The organism is Bosea sp. RAC05, assembly GCF_001713455.1.
GTDB lineage: Bacteria > Pseudomonadota > Alphaproteobacteria > Rhizobiales > Beijerinckiaceae > Allobosea.
In genome coordinates this window covers 25342-43532 of sequence record NZ_CP016463.1, presented here as the reverse complement: position 1 = coordinate 43532, position 18191 = coordinate 25342, and the positions used below count along the sequence as shown (strand labels likewise).

General features: G+C 62.9%; 19 protein-coding genes. 10 read left to right on the top strand and 9 right to left on the bottom strand.

Going from position 1 to position 18191, the window contains the following annotated elements; translation table 11 throughout:
- Nucleotides 1-2 precede the first annotated feature (2 nt).
- The 6 genes from BSY19_RS00240 to BSY19_RS00210 all read right to left on the bottom strand — a co-directional run bounded on the left by BSY19_RS00240 (nucleotide 3) and on the right by BSY19_RS00210 (nucleotide 5742).
- Nucleotides 3-1124, bottom strand: a complete 1122-nt coding sequence (locus tag BSY19_RS00240; RefSeq protein ID WP_069052306.1) for a hypothetical protein — start codon at nucleotides 1122-1124, stop codon at nucleotides 3-5.
- 1 nt (nucleotide 1125) lies between these two features.
- Nucleotides 1126-1494: a hypothetical protein gene (locus BSY19_RS00235; RefSeq protein ID WP_069052305.1), complete on the bottom strand. Its 369-nt coding sequence runs from the start codon at nucleotides 1492-1494 to the stop codon at nucleotides 1126-1128.
- Nucleotides 1495-1583: 89 nt separating this feature from the next.
- Nucleotides 1584-2525 (bottom strand): alpha/beta hydrolase, encoded by a 942-nt coding sequence (locus BSY19_RS00230; protein ID WP_150129317.1) that lies wholly within the window; start codon nucleotides 2523-2525, stop codon nucleotides 1584-1586.
- Nucleotides 2522-2809 (bottom strand): hypothetical protein, encoded by a 288-nt coding sequence (locus tag BSY19_RS00225; protein ID WP_069052303.1) that lies wholly within the window; start codon nucleotides 2807-2809, stop codon nucleotides 2522-2524. The genes BSY19_RS00230 and BSY19_RS00225 overlap by 4 nt, the downstream gene beginning before the upstream one ends.
- A 584-nt stretch (nucleotides 2810-3393) precedes the next feature.
- The gene (locus BSY19_RS00220) at nucleotides 3394-3696 is read right to left on the bottom strand and encodes an HU family DNA-binding protein (protein ID WP_069052302.1); all 303 of its coding nucleotides are present in this window, start codon (nucleotides 3694-3696) and stop codon (nucleotides 3394-3396) included.
- A gap of 624 nt (nucleotides 3697-4320) precedes the next feature.
- A complete protein-coding gene (locus BSY19_RS00210) occupies nucleotides 4321-5742 on the bottom strand; it encodes a hypothetical protein (RefSeq protein WP_069052300.1) in 1422 nt (473 codons plus the stop codon).
- A 226-nt stretch (nucleotides 5743-5968) separates the two neighbouring features.
- Between BSY19_RS00210 and BSY19_RS00205 the strand changes: the two genes are divergently transcribed.
- From BSY19_RS00205 to BSY19_RS00190, 4 genes are all read left to right on the top strand, one after another.
- Nucleotides 5969-6877: a hypothetical protein gene (locus tag BSY19_RS00205; protein WP_069052299.1), complete on the top strand. Its 909-nt coding sequence runs from the start codon at nucleotides 5969-5971 to the stop codon at nucleotides 6875-6877.
- Nucleotides 6878-7040: 163 nt separating this feature from the next.
- Nucleotides 7041-8048, top strand: a complete 1008-nt coding sequence (locus BSY19_RS00200; RefSeq protein ID WP_069052298.1) for a beta/alpha barrel domain-containing protein — start codon at nucleotides 7041-7043, stop codon at nucleotides 8046-8048.
- Between the two features lie 69 nt (nucleotides 8049-8117).
- Nucleotides 8118-8618, top strand: a complete 501-nt coding sequence (locus tag BSY19_RS00195) for a hypothetical protein (RefSeq protein ID WP_069052297.1) — start codon at nucleotides 8118-8120, stop codon at nucleotides 8616-8618.
- A gap of 6 nt (nucleotides 8619-8624) precedes the next feature.
- Nucleotides 8625-9464, top strand: coding sequence for a hypothetical protein (locus BSY19_RS00190; protein ID WP_069052296.1), 840 nt, complete (start codon nucleotides 8625-8627; stop codon nucleotides 9462-9464).
- A 9-nt stretch (nucleotides 9465-9473) separates the two neighbouring features.
- On the opposite strand, the gene BSY19_RS00185 is transcribed toward BSY19_RS00190, so the two are convergent.
- Entirely contained in the window at nucleotides 9474-10625 is a 1152-nt protein-coding gene (locus tag BSY19_RS00185; protein ID WP_236840351.1) for a DNA cytosine methyltransferase, read from the bottom strand.
- A 305-nt stretch (nucleotides 10626-10930) separates the two neighbouring features.
- Between BSY19_RS00185 and BSY19_RS00180 the strand changes: the two genes are divergently transcribed.
- Genes BSY19_RS00180 through BSY19_RS00170 form a run of 3 tightly spaced genes read left to right on the top strand, consistent with a single transcriptional unit; the run spans nucleotide 10931 to nucleotide 14379 of the window.
- Nucleotides 10931-12046 carry a hypothetical protein gene (locus BSY19_RS00180; RefSeq protein WP_150129315.1) on the top strand — a complete coding sequence of 372 codons (1116 nt, stop codon included), beginning with the start codon at nucleotides 10931-10933 and terminating at the stop codon, nucleotides 12044-12046.
- Nucleotides 12037-12681, top strand: a complete 645-nt coding sequence (locus BSY19_RS00175; protein ID WP_069052294.1) for an OB-fold-containig protein — start codon at nucleotides 12037-12039, stop codon at nucleotides 12679-12681. The genes BSY19_RS00180 and BSY19_RS00175 overlap by 10 nt, the downstream gene beginning before the upstream one ends.
- Nucleotides 12682-12699: 18 nt before the next feature.
- Nucleotides 12700-14379 carry a flotillin family protein gene (locus tag BSY19_RS00170; RefSeq protein ID WP_069052293.1) on the top strand — a complete coding sequence of 560 codons (1680 nt, stop codon included), beginning with the start codon at nucleotides 12700-12702 and terminating at the stop codon, nucleotides 14377-14379.
- A gap of 65 nt (nucleotides 14380-14444) precedes the next feature.
- Here the strand turns inward: BSY19_RS00170 and BSY19_RS00165 are convergent, their stop codons facing one another.
- Nucleotides 14445-14864, bottom strand: coding sequence for a hypothetical protein (locus tag BSY19_RS00165; protein WP_069052292.1), 420 nt, complete (start codon nucleotides 14862-14864; stop codon nucleotides 14445-14447).
- Nucleotides 14865-15192: 328 nt separating this feature from the next.
- Here BSY19_RS00165 and BSY19_RS00160 point away from each other — a divergent pair, with 328 nt between their 5' ends.
- The gene (locus BSY19_RS00160; RefSeq protein WP_069052291.1) at nucleotides 15193-15867 is read left to right on the top strand and encodes a hypothetical protein; all 675 of its coding nucleotides are present in this window, start codon (nucleotides 15193-15195) and stop codon (nucleotides 15865-15867) included.
- A gap of 5 nt (nucleotides 15868-15872) precedes the next feature.
- On the opposite strand, the gene BSY19_RS00155 is transcribed toward BSY19_RS00160, so the two are convergent.
- Nucleotides 15873-16694, bottom strand: a complete 822-nt coding sequence (locus BSY19_RS00155) for a DUF7007 domain-containing protein (protein ID WP_069052290.1) — start codon at nucleotides 16692-16694, stop codon at nucleotides 15873-15875.
- Between the two features lie 113 nt (nucleotides 16695-16807).
- Between BSY19_RS00155 and BSY19_RS00150 the strand changes: the two genes are divergently transcribed.
- Nucleotides 16808-17194: an aminoacyl-tRNA hydrolase gene (locus tag BSY19_RS00150; RefSeq protein WP_171905046.1), complete on the top strand. Its 387-nt coding sequence runs from the start codon at nucleotides 16808-16810 to the stop codon at nucleotides 17192-17194.
- A gap of 14 nt (nucleotides 17195-17208) precedes the next feature.
- Nucleotides 17209-18030: a hypothetical protein gene (locus BSY19_RS00145; RefSeq protein WP_171905045.1), complete on the top strand. Its 822-nt coding sequence runs from the start codon at nucleotides 17209-17211 to the stop codon at nucleotides 18028-18030.
- The last annotated feature ends 161 nt before the right edge of the window (nucleotides 18031-18191 follow it).

The window sequence follows — 18191 nt, the reverse complement described above, 5'->3', positions numbered from 1 at the left end:
AATCAGAAGCCGGGTCCAGACCGCTCGACGGGATGGATGCTGTAGGCGTCACCGCGTTCACGGCGAAACGTCTCGAACGCCTCATCGACATCCATGCCGTAGCGGCCGGCAACGACGTCGACGATCGAGACGTAGTCACCGAGCGTCAAAGCAGGTGCTTCAGCCAGACGGCGCTCGACCTCATTGAGGAAAAGCTCCTCGGTTGGCCGTCGCTCATAGGCGGCCAGCAGTTGCGAGGCCTTGCCGATGCGAAGTTCAGAAGCCTCGATCACGATGACCGTCGGATCGACGCCCATGGTTTCGAGGCGGCTCAGGAACGCATGCGCCTGATCGACGACAGGTATCGTGGTCTCGACGATTGCGAGGTCGCGATCGGTGATCCCACCCTCTCTGAGCACGCGAGACAGTGACCCGGCCGAGTAGACCCATGGCTCAAAGCGCGAGTCAGTCCGGGTCAGACCATCGTACAGGCCCATCTGGCCACCGCCCACGGGGTCGTTCCTGTACGAGAAGCCGATGACATTACGCCCGTCCCCATGCGACGCCTTCGCCAGGGCAGAGACCGTCAGAAGAGCGGCATCGTTGGGAACCGATATGACGCGGTCGGCCTGAAGAACCTCCAGTGGATCCGCCATCGCCTGCGTCGAGAACCCGAGGGATGCCGGACAGCTCGGCCCGAAGTGTCGAGGCAACGTCTTCACGGACGGTGCATCAGACCACTTCTTCAGCATGCCCCGAGCCCGTTCGAGCTGCTCGATACGAGAGGTGACGCTGGCCAGCGGTGTTGCGCCGCGCTCGACTGCTTCTTTCTCTCGCCGAAGACCGCCGAGATCCATCTCAATGCGCCCGAGCATCAGGAAGAAGCGCGCCGTCACTTCCTCATCCAGAAACTCCTGGGCGAGCGAGGCGCACAGGGCAAGACCGGACGGCGTCGCCGCGTAGGGTTCCTGAACACGCCTCAGTCGCGGCTGCAGGTCCTCATCGAGGAGAACGACGAAAGAGGCCGCGCTGGCGACCTTGCCCTGGTTCAGGACGGAAACACTGATTTTCGTCGAGTGAGCCGTGTTCCCCAGCGTCTCGACAACGACGTTGCCAAGCCCTTCGACGTACTTCGACTTCGCCATGTCAGATTGCGGGGGTTGGGGCGCGAAGATCTTCGAGATACCGCTCGTCGAGGGTCGTGACGATCGCCTGGGGGGAAAGCGCCGACCCGTTGGCATCGACGCTGGCGAACGAGCGCTCGGCGATGAACCACTCCTCGCGGCCGCGGTGAACTGCCCACTCGGCTGTTGCGCGCCACCTGTCATCCTTGTCGCCTTCGACGACGTCATAGGCCGACTCGAAGTCGGCATTGAACTCGGACCGATAGGCTTCAGCCGCGTAGGCGAACAGCCATTCCTTGAGCTCGTCGAGGCCAGGGAAACAGGGGGCATGTTCGACATTGGCGCCTGCGCCGGACATCGCGAGGAAGTGAAGGGTCTTCGGGCTGCTCATGACAATCTCCTATGCGCCGAGAGGTTACGCCGCGAATACGAAAGCGGGAAATTGGGCGAGGAGATAGCGCCAGATTTGGACTGCTATTCCTATGGCATTGGCTTCTGCTTCCGGGTGGAAGCCGGAGCAGGGAACTCGTCGAGCCGGTTGATCAGCGGCGTCGTCCTGTTGCCTCGGAAGTCCCAGCGACTGGCGGGGATCAATGACCGCAACTGAGACTCGATGCGGATATCCTGACTTCCAAAGACGGATACATGATCTGCGCCTGGAACCGACGTGAACACAGCGGCCGTATTGAGACTGGCGAGCTCGCGCCCGATCTGTATCGGTATGATGGTGTCGGTGTCCCCGTGGACAATTTCGATAGGCGCATCGACCGACTTGATCCATTCCGAGGCAGGGAATCGATCCCACATCAGATAGGGTAGAAGCGGGATTTTGGTCGCGGCCGCGGCCACCAGGGACGTGTAAGCAGCCTCGAGGATGATGGCCTTCGGCTTCGCCTGCATTGCCACGGCGAGTGCGACGCCTGTCCCGAGCGAATGCCCATGGAGCACCACCGGATTGTCGGGCGCCTTTGCTGTGACATAGGCAAGCGCTGCCTGACCATCGGCGAGCAGCCCGACCTGGGACGGCGAGCCCGTCGACCCAGGGTAGCCACGATAGGCAATCGTGAGAAAGCCCCAGCCATAGGTCGACCAGGGTGGTGTCGAAAAGCGCTGAGCATGCGGAATCGGTGAGGACGCGTTGCCATGGAAGGTGACGATGACGGGCATTCCGCTTTCAGGAGCGCGCCAGTACGCGACCAGGCGCTCGCCATCTGCGGTCGTAACGGTGATCAGTTCTGCGCCAAGCATGGCCCCTGGCTCGCCATTGATGGCCGCCGAGACGTGCCTTGGAAACACGAAGTACCGCTGGAAGACGTAAAGCAGGAGGATCGCCAAAACGGATGCCTGCAGGACCCGTTTGGCGACGTTCCATGTCCCGGCAGCAAGTGTGTCCCAGCCCGGAGTCATCGGTTCGACCTTCAAACGACCAGCACCAGGATTGCGGCAATCGCCAGTAGAATTCCGGCCGAGCCCCGGCGTCCTTTCACGAGCGATAAGACGCCGGCGACGCCGCATGCGACCCCAGCCAGGACGAAGGCAGCCTTGACCGTCTTCAGAGCAAGAAGGACCGGCCAGGCAACCATCCAGGCAACGAGCCAGGGCAGGCTGAGGCTGAAGATGCCTGAGGCCAGAAAGCTGTAGAGCACTGCCCCGATGGCCAGATAGCCGACGGCGAACGAGTATTGCGGCCTGACCTGGATATGCATGCTCGATCCTGAACCTTGGAAGATCCTGATCCTATCATGCAGCGGGAACGAGCATGCAATCTGATGACAAGGGCAAAGCACAATCCTTGGTGGATAGCGCGAGGTTCAGATCAGGGACCAGCTGGCCTAATGCGGCCTCGATCGCGCGAGCGATACGCGGATCCCGCCGAAAGCGACGCGCGACCTCGAAGGGTGCGAAGTCGCGCACCACGAGGTGCCGGCGCCCACCCATGTCAAACTGGCGGAGAGCTGTGTCCTCGGACTGATGACCAGCTGCATCGACGAGGCGCCCGTCAGGTGCGCGGCAGAGGAGATGAAACGGTGCGTCGCCGTCAGGGGCCGTCCCGAGGCATAAGCCGACGATCGGCCATCCCGTCCTGGCATGCAGCGTCAGGGCGAAGGGAGCGCAATTGCCCCGCAGACAACTCTCGCGCAGCCTTTCAAGGTCATCTTGCCCATGCCGGACTGAGATCATTCATGGAGTGAACCCTGGCGGCAGGAAAGCGACAACGGCCGCCAGGGTGTCACATCGCGTCAGGCGATGTCATAACGCGTCACGATCTGCCATGACCCGTCAGATCGTGTCAGATCGTCTCCTTCAGCTCCTTGGCGACGGTGAAGGAGACCTTCTTGCTGGCTGCGACCTGGATCGTCGCGCCCGTGGCGGGGTTTCGCGCGGTACGGGCCGGCTTGTCCTTGACCTGGAGCGTTCCGAGCCCGGCAACGCGAACCTTGCTGCCGCCAATCAGGTTCGAGACGACGAGGCCGAACGTGTCGGAGACGAGGGCCTCGGCCTGCTTCTTCGAGAGCTCGTGCTTCTCGGCGAGCATTGCCGCGATCTGCTTTGCGGTGACGACGCTCGCGGCGCCTGCCTTAGGTTCTGCCATTGCAACCTCCTGTGTTTGAGTGGCGGCATCCTTCTCGATCTCTTTTTCGAAGGGCAGCAAGCCTGCTTCAGCCAGAGCCCAAGCGGGCCGGCTAGTTATCCTCAGCATTTTTTGAGGTTCCAGGGCACTCCAGCTGGAGTTCATGCGCTTTCAGGCCGGAGATGGCCGCCTGCCGCGTTGCGCGATTCGATAGCGAGATGACCGCGGACAGTGATGGGCGCCCCAAGCCCACCCATGAAAGGTGAATGCCAGTGATTCAAACGCTCTTGGTTGGCGCAGCCTCAGGGGCTTTCGTAATGGCCGCGTTCTTCCTCGGATCCTTCATCCTTCGGCGGGTGTTCCGATCCCCCAAGCCCGGCCCCCTGTCGTCTCTCATGGTGGGGATGGCAATCGGTGTGACAGCGTTGATTACGGGCATCTTCGTTGAGGATGCCTGGCGGAGCCGAACCCGGCAACATGCCCTGGACGACGCCCGCAGATCCGCCACACCCGAAATTCGCCAGCTTTGCGAAGAGGTCAGGCAGAAAGGGCTTCAGCCGGGCAGCAGGTGCCCGCTGCCGGGCGAGTGAGCACGACGTGGTCGGGCCGCGGACCGACATGCCCGCGCTGAAGGAAACCGGATGATCAGGCGGTCGCCCCGACAGGGTCGTCCTGGCTTGCGCTGACGCGACCATGAGCGCCCTGGAACAGGAAGTCGATCTCGGCGCTGTAGCGCCGTGCGCGCTGAATGCCATCCGGGAAAAAGATGGTCGGACCATAGAGCGTGAAGCTGCGGCCGCTGGACGCTTCGACCATCTCGGTCGTGACGTGGCGGCCGTCGATCTTCACCTCCGTGCGACCCGTCAGCAACTGGGCTTCGTCAGAATGGATCTCGCGGCCGATGAGGTAGACCGGGTTGGCATAGCTGCCGTCATAGTCGACCGCGCTCACCATCGTATCGGCATGGGCCTGGACGCAGGCATTGTATTCTTCCTGCTTCATGGCTTTCCGACCGGTTTCGACCAGCATCAGATGAGTTGCCTGGGTGGCGCGGTCATAGGCGTCGCCATCGAAGACGAAGATGTCGTTGAGCCATTTCAAGCGGATCTCAACAGGGATTGCTACGTTATCGCGTGGGACCAGCGGATGACCGGCCCGCGGCGACCACGTGCGCGCGGCGTAGCAGAAGCCATCATGAGCTCTCTCTGGAACCTTGACGTTATCGCCATAGCTGACGAAGCGCAGCCCGGTCCCAGAGAGGATAGGGCCGCGGCCCTGCTCTTCCCCGTGCCCCAGGATCGTGTAGGCCTTATCGAGGTCGATCCAGCCGTAGAGGACCGGAAAATCGACTGGAGCTGGAACGCGCTCGACCTTGGCGAGCCTGCGCAGGTTTGCGTCACCCTCAATGTCGACATCGTCGAAGCCGGCGGCCGCCGGCATCGCATCGAGGCGAGCGATGAGTGCCATGACGAAATCGCGGATGCGGTTCTCGACATCCGACAGGCTCAGCGAAAGCGGCTCGCCGGGAAGCGGCGCGTACTCACGCCCGAGATCGTCATCATGCGGGATGCGGCCGCCGCGCTGGCCGCTGTATCGAAGATAGGTGCGCGGCTGGCCATTGAGCTTCGAATTGACCTTGATGGTTGAGAGGAACTCGTCGCCGTCCGCGGGCCAGTTGTCGCCGACATAGACATAGGCCGACGGGCCGCTGCCATCGCACTCGTACTGGACCTGCAGACCTGGTGGGATCGTGGCGAAGTCCAGCCCCGTGAGAACGTGGGTGCCGCCACGCTTGTGCTGGGGCGTTCCGAACCTGAGGCGAAACGGCCCGCCTTCCGTGATACCGGAAATCGACTGCACGGCCCTGAACACGCAACCGTCCCGCCCGTCGGTACGGAACTTGACCGTGATCCCGTCCACATCCCAGCCAACCCGCTGCAGGGCAGCAATCAGATCGGCGCTGAGATCCTCGATCGGTACCCTCGTCGATCCCTTGGCGACACGCAGCGGCGCAACGAACTCAGCCGCCTGGATGGCAAAGGTGGAATGATCGAATTTGACGGGCATGGATGCCACTCCTGTTCAGCCAATCCGTCGCATTCCACGGCTCGCAACAGCAAGATCAAAAGGATCGCAATCCACCAAACGATTCGCAATCCGATGACGTCAAGGCCAGGCAAACTGATCTGGCGATCCACAAAGAACTCAAGCACCGGCTAGCGATGCAATTGATTCGTTGTCGCAAAGGAGTGACGATTTCGTTCGTGGCGACGAATCGTCCGGAGGTGCCGAGATGGACAGGGAGACCCGCTTCGACGTGCTGTGCCGGAAGCTCTACGGCAATCCCGGCTATGGCGATCTGACTCAGGAGACGCTGGCTCAGTTCGAGGCCCTGTTCGAGACTGATTTCCCCTACCTGATCCGCTTTGATTTCGATCGGTTCTTCACCCATTCCCGCGAGATGGGTTTCCAGGGCCCGGCCTTCCTGGTCGTTCAGGAATGGTGTGCGGCTCATCTGACCACCGAGTGGCACTATCTGACCGGAACCCGACATGGGCCCGGCGTCGTGGTGTTCCGCGACCTGCCGGCGGCCGAGTTGTTCGAGAAGCAGTTTGGAGGGCAGATCGAGTTCACGACTGGTCCCGGCCTCGGCTCATGCAAGCGCATCGCCGGCGCCGGTCAGCACATGGTCGCTCTGGGCTGGCGGCACAGCGAGACGCCGCTCAGCGCATTCTGGGATCCGATCCGGTACTGGTGTCGATCTCATGTCAGCCGCGGAGCGTGGGATCTGACACATACGGATGCTGCTGCTCTTGAAGATTGCCCCGGGTCTCCAGATCGCTTCATCGAGCTCGCTGCCTTCTTCACCGATGCAACCGAGGCCGAGGCTTTGCGCGCATTCTTGACCGAGAATCCTCTGCTCATCCCAAAGCCCGGCACACCGGTGGTCGATCTTGGCTACCGTGCATGGTCTGCAGCACGGTCGCAGCAGCGCGCTATTTCGCACGTCTTCCCTGATGAAGTGGCGTGGATCGCCGAAAACTGCGGCCGGCTCGGCGGGCAGTTCAGGACGACATCCGAATGCATCCATGACCGGCGCGGTCAGCGGCTGTATCGAACCTATCTACGGCTTCCCAGCCGCCAGCTTGCTCAGGCATTTGCTGTCTGGAATGCAATCCAGCCAAATCGCCGGGCTGCCTGATCGGCCTCGGTAGATACGGGAATGACCAATCAGTCTCCGGTGGAACGAGTGCTGATCGGCGGCGATAATCCTTGAACAATCCTTTTTGGCGGACAAAGATCGTCGCAAGGAGTCGAGTTGCCGTCAGGCTTTCGGCGATGATCCATTTTCCACCGAGAGCACCATGCTGAAGAGACTGATCCCTTTCTTGCCGGCCGAGATGGCCTACCAGCTTTCGGTCAAGGCGCTGCTGAAGGAGAGTGGCGCCGACATCGCCGGCGGCGACCATCGCCTGCTGGGAATGCCTGTATCCAATCGGATCGGCCTGGCAGCGGGCGCCGACAGGAACGGCGACAATCTCGCTGGTTTCAGCCGGCTCGGCTTTGGCTTCATCGAAGCCGGTACGGTCACGCTGAAGCCGCGCTCGGGGACGTCTGGCAAGCGCATGTGGCGGGTCGGAGACGATGCGCTGGTTCATGACCTCGGACTTCCCAGCGTTGGCCTTGAAGCGTTCGCTGCGAACCTCGCGGCGTTCCGGGCATCGCCCGGCGACCAGGTCGCCTGCATCGGCGCCAACGTGTTCTCTCCTGACGGCCGCGGCGAGGAGATGCGGACACTGGGCTCGACGCTCTACCCCCATGTCGACTTCTTCACGATCAACGCGTTCTGCCCGAACACCAATCTGATCAAGTCGGCGCTCTCGGGACACGTCCGCGAGATCAAGAATCTGCGTTTTGGCGCGAAGGAGAAGCCTATTCTCGTCAAACTCGACCCCACGCGCCGCGAAGAAGCGCTCGACGGAATGATCGAGGAGTTCCTGGGCGCCGGTGCCGATGGCTTCATCGCCTGCAACGCTGTCCCTGCAACAGGGCATCATCTGCTCGGATCGTCGGTTGCGACCCCTTCGATCGATGCCAGCCAGGTGGCCGGCAGCTACAGCGGTCCTGCGCTGGCGGAACTGTCGCGGTGGATGGTGGGCTACATCCGCGATCGCGCGCCAACGGCTGCCATCATCGGCGTCGGTGGCATCCGCACCGGTTCCGACCTCGCCGCCATGCTGGCGGCCGGCGCCGATGCCGTGCAGGTCTGGACCAGCGTGGCTCGCGGGGGTGTCGCTGTTCTCGATGACCTCCGCCGCGCCGACAGTGCGCTGCCGGCCAAGGCGAATCCCTTCGCGATTGCTGCCGAGTGATCGAGCGGTTTTTGACTTTCGGGCGGCCGGCCCAGTCTGGCGGCGAAAGCCCGAGAGTGGAGAGACGTCATGGACAATGCTGCCGAGCAGAAGCTCGTCGAGGCGATCCGCGCGGAACTGGCTCGATGGCTGGCCGATGCGCCCGGGACCGATGCCAGCGCGATCAATCGCGGCGAGGGCGCCTACGGTTGCTGCTCTGATTTCGTCTCCACCGTCTATGAACGGCTCGGCGGCGTGCAGGAAGCTTACCGTCTCGGGCTCAGCGAGGTCGGCGTCGACCAGTTCATGACGCATGACGAGGATGACCAGCCGGTTGCCTTCGACGAGGTGCTGCTCTCCAAGGGCTGGCCTTCCGTGCAGCCCCCGCTCGGCATGTCCTGGACTGATGCGAGCGCCATGGCACAGGCTTGCGATTTTTCGTCCGGGACACATGAGTGGATTGTTCTTGGCGGCCGCCACTATGACGCCGAGTGCCCGGAAGGCGTCGACAACTTCTGGGACCTGCCATTCTTCCAGCGAGTGGTGACGTCCTACATCGAAGAGTTCCCCCAGCCCGGCATGGGAGGCTGAACCACCTTGCCCAATCGTATCGTCACCCGCACCGGCATCCACGAGATCACCCCGGACTACGTCGAGGGGGCACTCGCGTCACGTATGGACGCCAAGAAGGGGCGCCGGGATGGGCAGTCGAAGGAATGGGTGCTCGGGTTCAACCACGACCAAGCTATGGAACACATCCGGTTTGGCCGCGACCTCATCCATGCAGTCGATGAGGGCAAGACGTTCGATCAGGATCCCGCCAGCCCTTGGTGTGGCCGTTCGACATGCTTTGACGCCGACGGCGCGTTGGCCATGATGTCGGTGACCGGGACGCTGGAAGCAGCCCGGCACCTGACCGAGCAAAGCCACAGCCTGATCGAAAACAGCCGCGGCATGCCGGCCACCGAGATCGAACGAATGCGCTCTGAGCTCGGCATTCCCGACGTCTCGACCGGCCCGCGCATGCGCAATGCTCTGATGGGTATGGGCTTCCCCATGTCGACGGGGATGAGCGATCTCATCAAGCGACGGATCTACTTCGAGAAGGAAGCCGCAGGCCAAGACCTGACCGCGGAAGACATCGAAGTTCTCGAAGCGATGGCCGAGCCGCGGCAGAACCTCGTCCTGGCGCTGGGCTACATCGCGTCCACGTACTGGACCGGCAGTGCCGTCAGCAAGGATGTCGCCTGGAAGGCTCGGAAGTCGCATGGCTGGGTCGCCGCGACGACCATGAAAATGGGCAAGGAGGGCCAGGGCTTCCTCGTCTCGCACAGCGCCAACGGCTATATCTGGCTCACTCCGAAGGGGTGGACAGCCTACCGCCACCTGAAGGAGCTGCGAGAGGCCCTGAGCACAGCTCCGGCCCCTGCTCCTTGACCGCCAGGTCTACCTGGCTTCATCCGGAAACAGCGCCCGCTGCGGGACCCGTCCGTCGCCCGTGAGAACCCGCTTCAGCGCCTCGCCGGCAGCGCGGGCAAGGGGAGGCGGGACCGCGTTGCCGATCTGGAGCCGTACCTGGGCGCGTGACCCGAGGAAGCGAAAGCCATCCGGGAACCCCTGCAACCTGGCTCCCTCCCTCAAGGTGATCGGGCGGTGCTGTTCTGGATGACCGAACCGGCCGCGCGTGAACGAGTCAAAGCCTGCAGTGATGGTCCCGGCTTGAGATGTCCATTCGAGCCGACCGTAGACGTCTGGCCATCCACCACTGATGGCGCCAGCCAGCTCGGAGTGGCAGTCGAGCCTCAGATGCGGCGGAATATCGAACCAGCCTCCGCCTGGAGGCACGTGCCGGAACCGCTCTTCATTCAGCGCTCCGACTTTGGATCGCGCATGATTTGGGTAATCGGGATGCTCTGAATAGTCGTCGGGCGGCGGCGGCAGGTCGCCTATCGCCATGCGCACGGTTGCCTGGTTCGGCGACTTTTGAAGAAGCGGCACGATTGCCGAGACGTCCTTTCGGACCCCGATCATCAGAAAGCGCCCCCGACGTTGGGCAAGTCCGAAGTCGAGTGCCGAGGTGAAGAACCGATAGATGCGATAGTCCGGAAGCTGGTCGTCGACATAGTCGATGAGCTCGCGCCCCCGTTTCTGACCGAAAGCCAACACGTTCTCAAAGAGGAAGGCTCGTGGCGCGACCTCCCTCACGAGCCGCGCGTACTCCCTCACCAAATCGTTTCGTCCGTCTGCGACAAGATGGGCGCCCCGCCTCTGCTTCGAGAAGCCCTGGCATGGCGGCCCGCCGCTGAGAATGTCGACTTCGGTGAGCCCGGCATTGCGGAGCAAATCAGATCCGCGAAGGGATCGCGCGTCGGCGACGGCGGCGTGATCGCCGATGTTATGCCGATAGGTCGCGATCGCATTCGTGTCGAGATCGAAGGCGTGCCGGACGGAAATGTGAGCCTGCAAGAGCCCGAGAGACATGCCACCCGCACCAGAAAACGCCTCAATGGCCGTCAGCTCGGCCGCAGCGGCCAAGCCGGCGGACACACCGACAGCAGATCTGTCGCCGGGACCTTCACCGGCCATGGCCATATCCATCAGTTCTTTCCAGCTTTTGCTGCCACCAATGATTGGGGCTTATGACCTCCATGGATCGCAGAACAATCTATGGATCACAACTCGATGCCGCGCATTAGGAAAGGATACAGTTTATTCAATCCTATCGAGCCGTGTGGCTTTCTAGGCTCACCCATGAATTGCGGATTGGCCGGCGCCTAAACTTCCGGCCCGGCAATCCCCGTACACATTGTCGAAAGGGGATCATCGCCGTGGATAGTGCCGTCCCCAAGGATTGATTTGCTGATCGTATTCGACCTTGATGCTCCGACTTCAAAGGAATGGATATGGGTGAAGCAAAGCGAAAACTGAATCGGTTCCTCGGGCCCATCCGTGCCGTTTTGACCTACCGCGAAGCCACGCCGATCCTGGCCTTCCAGATCATCGGCGATGAGCCTGAAGTGCCCGGGTTTGCACTGCATGAGCTTGCCGCCCTCGGTGCGTTTCCAGATATCGGCGAGGATCGCATCCCAGCGACCGAATTTCCCAAGATCGACGATCTCATGGTGACGGATACCGACAGCCTGATCGGTCGCGAGGGTGACTGGGCGGTTCTGGATACCGGATCGGGTTCGATCGGCTCGATCATCGACGGCATCGAGTTCACCAACACGTACACGGCTCTCCCGGCGCTTCCGGGCTGGTTCATCCGTTCGGATTCGCCCGAGGTTCTGGTCGGGATACGCGACTACAGCTTCGTCTTGGATGGCGGGCTCGTTCTCGACGATCCCGTCCCCTTCATGCGTCGGCATGTCAGAACGGGCGGTGCGCTGTCTTACCGGGGCGGCGAGGCCATCACGCTTCAGACGGTTCGACTGACGCCACTGCTCGGCGAAGTCGGCGGCCGTGACCACGCCGAGCACATCGCTGTCCTGGCGAACGCGATCATCGCGTCGAACGAGACGGACTGCCGCGTTCTGGCGGATGCGATCTTCTTCCAGCGCTGCATGAGCGACCCGCAGGGCATGTTGGGCGACCCGACCCAGTCTGAGGCCATGGCGATGACGGCACACAAATCCGTCGCTAGCATCGTGCGGCTTCTGCCGTGGATGGAAGGTCTCAAGTCCTTCGCCAAGGAGCTTCGCTTTCCGATCGGCATCTGGCTGCCTCGGGAGGCCAGCGATCCGTTGGTCTGGTCTCGTTTCGGAGAGGCTTTCGCCGCCCTGGCCCGCGCCGGGCACACAATCGATGAGAGCGCGCCGATGTGGCGCATCTACGCGCGCACCGACAACCCCGAGGGGCGCGCGGTGCAGTCTGAAGCAGAAGCCTTCCTCGACCGCGGCCAGCAGCTCGCCGGCGGCATGATGCCCGGCGGCACGATGCGCCTGGTGCGCGTGCTCGACACCAACTTCCTCGCCTTCATCGACACTGACGCAACATACGAGATCGTCGCATGGCACTGACCGACTTCGAAGCCCTCCTTCAACCCGAGTATCAGCCCTTCGCGGTCGCCGCGATGGTCATGCTCGGCCTCGTCCTTTTCGAGGGCTTGGCTGTGCTGCTGGGTTTTTCCGCCCTGAAGGCAGGCGACCCCGACATCGACGTCGATTTCGGCGACAGCTTGGCGGGTGCTCTCATGAGCTGGGTCAATCCCGGCCGCGTGCCTCTCCTCGTCCTGATCATCGCCTTCCTGGCCGCGTTTTCAGCCACAGGCTTCGTTCTCCAGAGCTTCCTGCTGGCTCAGGCGATCAATTTGCCGACGGCAATCGTCGCGATCTGCGCGGCCACCATTGCTGTTCCGCTGTCGAAGCTCGCCTCACGCGGCATCGCCGCAATCATCCCGCGTGACGAGACATATGTCGTTTCGCTCGACCTGCTGGTCGGCCGGCATGCCGTGGTCACGCTCGGGCCGCTCGATCAGGGATCGGCAGGGCGTGTCCGCGTGCTCGACAACCACGGCAACTGGCATTTCCTGCCAACAAAGGCCGCGCAGGGCCAGGCGGATATCCCAACCAACGCGAAGGTCATTCTCGTCGACCGAGACGGGGGCACCTTCTTCGCGGCCGCGCTTCCCGCTGACTTCATCAACATCAACTGACACCAACCAGGGCCCATCATGACCATCGGCATTCTCATTCCCGCATTCATCACGCTCGTTGCCATCCTCGGCATCGGCTTCATCCTGGCGATGCTCTACAAGCGCTCGACGCGCGACACGGCATTCGTGCGCACCGGTCTCGGCGGCAAGAAGGTCGTACTCGACGGCGGTGCGATCGTGCTGCCGATCTTCCACTCGGTCGCGAGCGTCAACCTGAACACGCTTCGCCTCGAGGTCCGTCGTGGCGAGTCCGACGCCCTGATCACCAAGGATCGGCTGCGTGTCGATATCGGCGCCGAGTTCTACGTCCGCGTCCAGCCGGAAGCCGGCTCGATCGCGCTGGCAGCCCAGACCCTGGGCGATCGCACCAACGACGCCGACGAGCTGCGTCAGCTGATCGAGGCCAAGTTCATCGACGCACTGCGCTCGGCGGCTGCGACGATCACTCTCAGCGATCTCCAGGAGAAGCGGACCGATTTCGTGAAGGCCGTCCAGGAGGCAGTTGCTGCCGACCTGCAGTCGAACGGCCTGGAGCTCGAAAGCGTCTCACTGACGCGCCTCGATCAGACCGACATCCGGTTCTTCAACGAGACGAACGTGTTCGACGCCGAAGGCCTGACCGCTCTGACGCGCATCTCCGAACAGCGCCGCAAGGAGCGCAACGAGGTGAAGCGCGACACCGAAGTCTCGATCGCCGAGAAGGATCGCGAGGCAACGGAGCTGAAACTCGGGCTGGAAAAGCAGCAGACGGAAGCGACGCTCAATCAGAAGCGCGACATCGCCAACGCCACTTCCAAGACCCGGTCGGAGGTCGCCCAGAAGGAAGCCGAGGCCCGGCAGGCCGAGGAAGAGGCCCGGATCAACTCCGAGCGGACGGTCGCCGAGCGTGAAGCCGATGCGCGCCGGGTGAGGGAGAGCGCTCAGATCAATGCCGAGCGCGAGGTTCGCATCGCCGCACAGGAGCGCGACATCGCGATCTCGGAGAAGAGCGAAGAAGAATCGCGCGCCAGGGCCAAGGCTGACGAGGCTCGTGCGCTCGCGGTTGCGGCGGAGGAAAAGGTCGCCACGGCCAAAGCCGTCGAGATCGCCGACCGCACCAAGCGCATCGCCGTCATCGCCGCCCAGCAGGAAGCCGAGACGCAGGCGACTGCGGTGACGGTCGCTGCGACCGCGGAGAAGGAGGCTGCCCAGAGCCGCGCTGAAGCGATCGAGACCATCGCGAGTGCCAACGCGAATGCGGCCAAGACCGAGGCGACGGGTATCCGCGAGAAGGGCCTGGCCGAGGCCGAGGCGCTGACCGCCATCAACACTGCGAAGAACGCGATCGGCGACAACGTCATCAGCTTCGAGCTGGCGCGCGAGCGCATCCGGATCGTTCCGGAGGCCATCGCCCAGGCTGTGAAGCCGATCGAGAACATCAAGGAGATCCGTATCTTCGACACCGGCGGCATGCTGGGCCGCGGGAACGGCGATGGCGGTGCGAGCGGCGTCGGGACGGGCGAAGGCTTGGCCGGACAGCTGCTCACCTATCAGGCCAACAAGCCGGTCCTGGACCGTGTTCTGAGCGAGGCCGGCTTCACCGGCGGCGATAACGCCATCGATACGCTCGTCGCTTCGGTGAACGGATCGGGCGCCGCGTCCAAGGCGGCCCCTGCGCCGGCCGCTCCCGCACCGACGGCGCCTGCCCAGGTGCGCTGATCGGCTTCGAGCCAAATCACGAAAAGGGGCCCGGCAGCAATGCCGGGCCCTTTCTGCTTCGCCTGTCAGATTGCGTGTGTCGCCGCAAAGTGCCTGATTGCGGCCCGATAGGCCTTGGGCGTGAACACCGATCGATGACGCCTGGGCAGTTGGCCGTTACGGTCGAAGGGGTCGTCTTCGACGTGCCAGATCGAATGACCGCCCGTAGCGATGTAGCGCAGAACGAAGTCGAACTTGCTGCCGTTGGTGCCACACCGGAAGCAGTGGTAGCGACCGCCGGCGTCGAACCGCAAAGACGGCGTGCGATCCTGCTGGCCGCAGCGCATGAAGAAGCTCGGGTTGGAGGCCTGGCGCGGAGGCGTGATTCCCAGGCTCCCGATCACGACCGGCCAGGGCAGGGCATCAATGCGAGCCAGATAGGCTTTCGAGATCCGCGGCACAGTCAGCCTTTCAAGATCCCGCCCCGCCTTGCGGCAGGTCGCCATGGGCGACCTCACCTCCAGGCCCGAGGGCCGGAAAAGAGACGTCTCCGAACCAGGAGCCGGAGGGGCGGGACCGCTCCTGGTCCCTGAGTTTGCCGAGGACACGCCGCCGGCCGTCTGTAAATACTGTAGGCTTCCCGGTGATCTGAGGCCACCGAATCGGTCAATCGATCCGTGGATAGTGCGAACGGCTCCCCTGCATTCTTCTGATCCGCACATGCACTCAAATCGGATTGAGTGGATCTGCTTAAGGCTTCTTGCTTGCCTCCTCGGTATGGTGAATGGGCGGGCTGCCTACCAAGGCGGCCAATCTGACCGAGGATTCGATGAGATGACCCAGGCGACACCGAGCAAGTTCGAGTACGATGTCGTCGAGCCGGTCGTTTACGACGGCACTTGGTACCGCAGCCGCAACGAAGCGAAGTGGGCTGCCTTCTTCGATCTGGTGAAGTGGGACGTCGCGTATGAGGAGGTGCGCACCGGTATCTGGTGGCCAGATTTCACCTTCTCAGGCCCCAGCGATCGCAAGATCTTCGCCGAGGTCAAACCCATCAACCTGGAAGCGGGCTGGCCTGACGATTCCAGCAAGGTGATCATGCAGGAGAAGCTCATCCTGAAGATGCGAGACGCTCTTCAGCGCGGCCTGTGCGACGAGGCGATCCTCCTCCCCAAAACTGCCACCAACTTCCGATGGGAGGGCCATGGTGTGATCGGGCTGAGGCTGTTCCCCGAACCCCGCGAGGAGCGATCGGGCTTCGCGAGAGATTGGGAACACCTCAACCTTCGCATTCTGAAGGACGGCTCGTACGAATACGATGCCAAGGATGCGCCGCCGATGGCCCGCGATATGGACTGGTTCGAGAAGCGCAACGCCCACAGCGGACGTTTCAGTCGAGCGGGCACAAAAGAGGTGAAGGCTCTTTGGGCTCAGGCCAACGCGCGGGTCCTGAGCCTGCCGGTCGTCCCGGAGGCACCGACCGAGGTTACGCCGTCACCCGCGCCCTGATGACCTCACGGCGAGGGTGACGGCGCCACGACTTCCTTGTGGCGCGCTTCGTCGATGACGAAATTGAATTCGCGCAGGCCATATTCCTCCTTCGGCACGATGAACGTGCGCTCCTCGACCGCGGGTCCATCGTGCCGCTCGCGCTGCCCGCCCAGAGTGGCGATGCAGGTCACGTCACCGTCGTCGCGTCCGATCGCCGAGATCACCACCCACTTGTCGACCGTCGCCGCTGCGAAGGCTTCCTCCCGGAGCTTGCGGCTGTCAGCCAGCCCGAGCACCTCGCCGGTCGCCGCCATGAACTCGTGCGGCAGCCATTCGACAAGGGTCTTTCGGGCGCGATTCACTTCCATGGTCGTGAAGAAGGCTTGGAACGTCCAGGCGACCTTCGCCCACTCGCAATCCTCTTCGTACCAGCCGCCCTTGTTGCGCAGGGCAGGGTGGACGAGCGCATTGGCCTTGGCATCGAGCTTGAAGCCGCCATGACGGGAGGTGCCGTATGAGACGACGCCAGGACCGTAAATGGTGCCGCTGTCGGCCTTGCCCCACGGCGTCGACTTGCCGATCTCGCTTCCGAACATCTCTTTGCGGTCGAGCGCCCGTAGCTCGACCGTATGGAGATGCATCAGCCGAGTCGTCTCGCGCGCATCTCCCAGATCGGACAGGAACGGATGGACGGCATGCCACTCATCTGCGCGATGAAAACGACCGCCGAGCTCATGGATGGCGTAGGCCGGATCCCGGCGATTGTTGAGCTCGACGATCCGCAGATGCCGGCCGCTCGCCTCATCCTTCGATTCCTCGACGACAGTGAACTGGTCGGGCTTCATCGATCTCGATCCGTCCTCAAGAGCGGGCTGGCCGCTGTTTGGTCTTTTCGGATGCCGCGGCGATGATAATGGCAACCGTTCAGCGAATCCTACATCACGCCTTTGCAAGTCAGATGAGCCAGCCCCAGCCCGAACCCGAACTCAAGATGTGGCTTGCCGTCCGGACGGACCTGCCCTTGTCTCGTGGGAAGCTCGCGGTGCAAGCGATGCACGCTGCCGGATGGCTGCACCTGGTCGTTGCGCGCGACAACCCGCAGCTCCTGGAACGCTACCTCGCTGACGCGATGCCGAAGATCAGTGTTCGTGTCGATACCGCGGCCGCGCTTGATCGCGTCGAAGCTGAAGCGAAGCAGGCAGGCATTCCCTGTTTCGTCGTCACCGATGCCGGCCGGTCCGAGGTCGAGCCCGGGACACGCACGGTCTGTCTGTTTGGGCCCGCCTATCGCGACGACTTACCCGCCTTCCTGAAGCGCCTGCAGACCCTGAAGGACAAGGAATGATCGATCTCCCACCCTTGATCGAGGCCGTCCTGCAGGGCGCCGACACAGCCGATGCGGCGATGTGCCGACTTCTGTTTCACGGCACATGCGAGGAGTTCGACCTGCCGCCGACGGGTGGAGGCTATGACGGCATGGTCTGGACAGCTGAGAGCCCGTTCATCGCCCAGACCTACATCCCGGTCGCCGGCCTCGAGGCCTATGTGTCAGCTCCTGACGGATGGCGCCTGGCTGACGGTATCAGGCCAGGGCGCGGCAGCTTCTGGATGGATTTCGCCGTCGATAAGCTGGGGCTGGCCTATGAAGATGTCGACTGGGATCCGCACGGCGATGCGCGCTCCTGGTCATTCAAGAAGGGATGCCGGGTCACTTATGGGGAAGCCTTCGAGGCGCTGCGAGCCATGGGCTACGTCTTCACCAACGATCTCGCAGCGGTGCGGCAGCAGACGATCGCGGGCAAGGTCGTCACGATGCCGGCGGACTGGTCGATACCAGGCCGTTTGCTCATCTGCGTGAGAGATCCGGCCTGGAAGCTGCTCGACATTTCGACAGGCGAAAGTGATCTCACCCAGCTTCAGTACCATGACGTCGATCGCTTCCGCGATGCGGAGTCGGCAGGCTACGACGGCGTGATCATCGACGACTTCGCCCAGAGCTCCGTGATCGGAAACATCGGCCACCGGTCGATTGGACTGTTCCCTGCGACTGCGGCCCGGCTCGAATGGGCTCAGATCGCTGCAACATCGACGGCGGCGTCTACCGACTACCGGCGGTCCTCCACTGACGAGTTCGATAGCCTCCACGCGGGCATCTCGATGAGGCCTGCTCCTGCGCTCTGAAGCCTTCAGGCTGCACGATCGATAACATGTGCGCCGGGGATCGCGGCTGGAGCATGATTGCCGCCTGCCGAGGCCCGGCATAGGATTCGAAGAGTGTTTCGGTAGGGCAGGCCCGAATCGAGACCAATCCTTGGGCGCGCCGGTGCAGCACCGCAAAATCA